The sequence below is a fragment of the Campylobacter sp. RM9334 genome (genome assembly GCF_020138145.1).
GTDB lineage: Bacteria > Campylobacterota > Campylobacteria > Campylobacterales > Campylobacteraceae > Campylobacter_E.
Window position 1 is genome coordinate 1 of the sequence record NZ_JACGAX010000055.1, and the last position, 720, is coordinate 720.

At 27.2% G+C, this 720-nt stretch carries 1 protein-coding gene; it reads right to left on the minus strand.

Annotation, left to right across the window (positions count from 1 at the left end):
• A partial coding sequence (locus AVBRAN9334_RS10090; protein ID WP_336607739.1) for a FecR family protein occupies nucleotides 1-720 on the minus strand: 720 nt, incomplete at both ends.

A 720-nucleotide genomic window follows, 5' to 3' on the forward strand; every position in this document is an offset into this window, starting at 1 on the left:
AATTTGCTCACTAGTTTGTAAAGTATTTTTAGAATTTGAATTAGCATTATCAGCTTTAATATCACTACTTAAAGTAATACTTGTTACTTTATTGTTATTATTTGTAGTGCTTTGTTTATCTTCTTGTTTTTCTTGTATTTTTTCTGGTTTATTATCTTCGTTAATATTTGCTTTGGTTAAAGAAAAATCATTTACTTTTAAAGGTTCAACTTTGATTATTTTAGTATTTGAAAAGCTTATTTGTTTTCCTGAATCAATTAAAGAAGTTTTATTACCTAATTTAACATCTATTGCACCTTGTAAGCAAGCTAATTTGTTTATATTAAGTCCAACTTCTCCTACAAACACTGTTCCTCTAATGCCAATTGTTGCTGTATGAGCTTTTAAAGAGAAATTCTTTCTTGCTAGTTTTGAGATTTCTCCTGTAATTACCTTAAAGCTTCCTTCACTTACTTCAAGATTTACTTTAGAGTTTTTTCCATCTAATAAGAATTGTTTTATTTCTAGGCTTGTGTTTTTACCTAGAGTAGTAACGGTGTTGTCATTAAAGATTATTTGTAATCTTGCATTATTTCCCGTTTTTATAATATCGCTTTCATCAAGTTCTTGATTTAATAAAGCTTTTATTTCATTACCTTTTGAGATAACTACTGCATCACCTCTAATAGCTGATATTTTACCTACGCTTGCATAGGTTAGAGTTATTACACTTAATAAAAT